Annotated in this window: 2 protein-coding genes and 1 pseudogene; 1 reads left to right on the forward strand and 2 read right to left on the reverse strand. The window is 73.3% G+C overall.

All coding sequences use genetic code 11. The features are described from left to right. The coding region (locus tag ABZ749_RS34460; RefSeq protein WP_357235431.1) for a chorismate-binding protein at positions 1-812 on the reverse strand (812 nt) is incomplete at its 3' end. Positions 813-908: 96 nt separating this feature from the next. On the opposite strand from ABZ749_RS34460, the gene ABZ749_RS34465 reads away from it, so the two are divergent. Continuing rightward, entirely contained in the window at positions 909-1,109 is a 201-nt protein-coding gene (locus ABZ749_RS34465; RefSeq protein WP_007460326.1) for a DUF5999 family protein, read from the forward strand. 149 nt (positions 1,110-1,258) lie between these two features. Here ABZ749_RS34465 and ABZ749_RS34470 read toward each other — a convergent pair. Continuing rightward, positions 1,259-2,035 (reverse strand): annotated as a pseudogene (locus ABZ749_RS34470) (hypothetical protein); the annotation flags it as partial.

Below are 2,035 nucleotides of genomic sequence, written 5' to 3' on the forward strand. Positions count from 1 at the left end.
AGGTCGACGATCATGATGTGTTCGGCGCGTTCCTTGGCGCTGGCGAGCAGTTCGGCGCGGCCGATGGCGGTGGCCGGGCGGGTGCCCTTGATCGGTCGGGTGATCACCTGCCCGTCGGTGACCTCGACGAGGGTTTCCGGGGAGGCGCAGCCGATGGCCCAGCCGTCGCCGGTGAGGACGCCGCCGTAGCGGGCGCCGGGCAGCGCGCCGAGGCGCTTCAGGGCGGGCAGGGGGTTGCCGCTGTAGGGGGCGGCGGCGTGGCCGACGAGGTTGCTCTGGTAGACGTCGCCGCGGCCGATGGCGGCGCGGACCGCGTCGACGGCGTCGGCGTGCTGGGCGGGGGTCCAGCTCTCGGCCCAGTCGCCGAGCCACCACGGTGGCGGTGGTCCGGGCCGGGTGAACCGGGTGGGGCCGTGCTGGTAGACCACGACGACGAGGTCGGGTAGGGCCGGTGCGGGCTCGGGCGCCCCGGTGGGTGCGCCGGCCAGCAGCGCCCCGGCGGCGGCGGACAGGTACAGCGCCGCGCCGCAGACCCCGGTGCCGTGCTGTCCGGTGGCGGGTCGGGTCAGGTCGTGCAGGGGTAGGCCGTGCGCGGCGAGGAACTCCTCGGCGAGGGCCGCGGGGTCGCCGCCGTCGCCGCGGGACCAGTGCAGGCGGGCGCGTTCGGTCAGCGCGCCCCGGCACGCGGCCGGCGCGGCGGGTACATCGACGGTCGCAGCCGGGCCGCTGCTCGCGGCGCACACCTTTGGGAGCGTTTCCACGCCGTACGGTCCAACCTTCCTCATCCGTTCAGTGGATTTCCCGTGCACCAGGCGGGCACCTGCTCGATGCTGGACACTTTCGCTTGGTACTGTGCGTCACTGGTCATGTGAACCATGACACAGTGCCCCCACAGTCCGGAGAACCCGATGTGCCAGCACCAACCGACCTGCCCCTCCGCTGAAGCCACCGACCGGGAAGCCGCGCGGGTCCTCGCCTGCTTCCGTGAGCAGGGCTGGAGCCTGCTCTGCAACGGTGTCATCGTCTTCGAGGACACCGGCGAGCTGCTTCCCGACGGCAGCAGCATCGCACCGCACCGTGGCCCCGCCCGCCACGCCCTCGTGGCCTGACCGACCACTCAGCGTCACCGTTTAGCCGCCGTCGACCCAGGCTAGTCCCCCGGTAAGGGACGTCCCCGCCCAGGTCGCAGCGGCTGCCGGGGCAGGCCGTACCGCCCGCCCCGGCGCGCCGTCGTCAGTCTCGACCGGCTGCGGCGTCGTCAGTCCTCGAACGCCTCCGGCGACGGGCACGAGCAGACCAGGTTCCGGTCGCCGTACGCGCCGTCGATGCGCCGCACCGGCGGCCAGTACTTCCCGGCCCGGTCCACCCCGGCCGGGTACGCGCCCACCGACCGCGGGTACGCGTGCGACCACTCGTCACCGCTGACCATCGCCGCGGTGTGCGGCGCGTTTGCCAGGGGGTTGTCCCCCGCCGGCCACGCCCCGGAACCCACCTGCTCGATCTCCGCGCGGATCGCGATCATCGCGTCGCAGAACCGGTCCAGCTCGGCCAGGTCCTCGCTCTCGGTCGGCTCCACCATCAGCGTTCCCGCCACCGGGAACGACATCGTGGGCGCGTGGAAGCCGTAGTCGATCAGCCGCTTCGCCACGTCGTCGACGCTCACCCCGGTCGCCTTCGTCAACGGCCGCAGGTCGAGGATGCACTCGTGGGCCACCAGGCCCTTGTTGCCGGCGTACAGCACCGGGAAGTGTCCCCGCAGCCGCGCCGCCACGTAGTTCGCCGCGAGGACCGCCACACCGGTGGCCCGGGTCAGCCCCTCGGCGCCCATCATCCGCAGGTACGCCCACGGGATCGGCAGGATCCCCGCCGACCCGTACTTCGCCGCCGAGATCGCCGGCGTGGCGTCGACGTGCGCGCCCAGCGGGTCACCGGGCAGGAACGGCGCCAGGTCCAACGAGGTGGGCGGGGACCTGATCGGCAATGCCCTGTGGCTCGGCGTACCCCTGCGGGAACTGCTGGACGAGGTCGAGCCGGA

This window comes from Micromonospora sp. NPDC047753 (assembly GCF_040642735.1).
In the GTDB taxonomy this organism is placed as follows: Bacteria; Actinomycetota; Actinomycetes; order Mycobacteriales; family Micromonosporaceae; genus Micromonospora.

What these genes read in the sequence shown, in the direction of transcription:
- ABZ749_RS34465 (WP_007460326.1), top strand. Translation starts at nt 909, where the DNA reads ATGTGCCAGCACCAACCGACCTGCCCCTCCGCTGAAGCCACCGACCGG.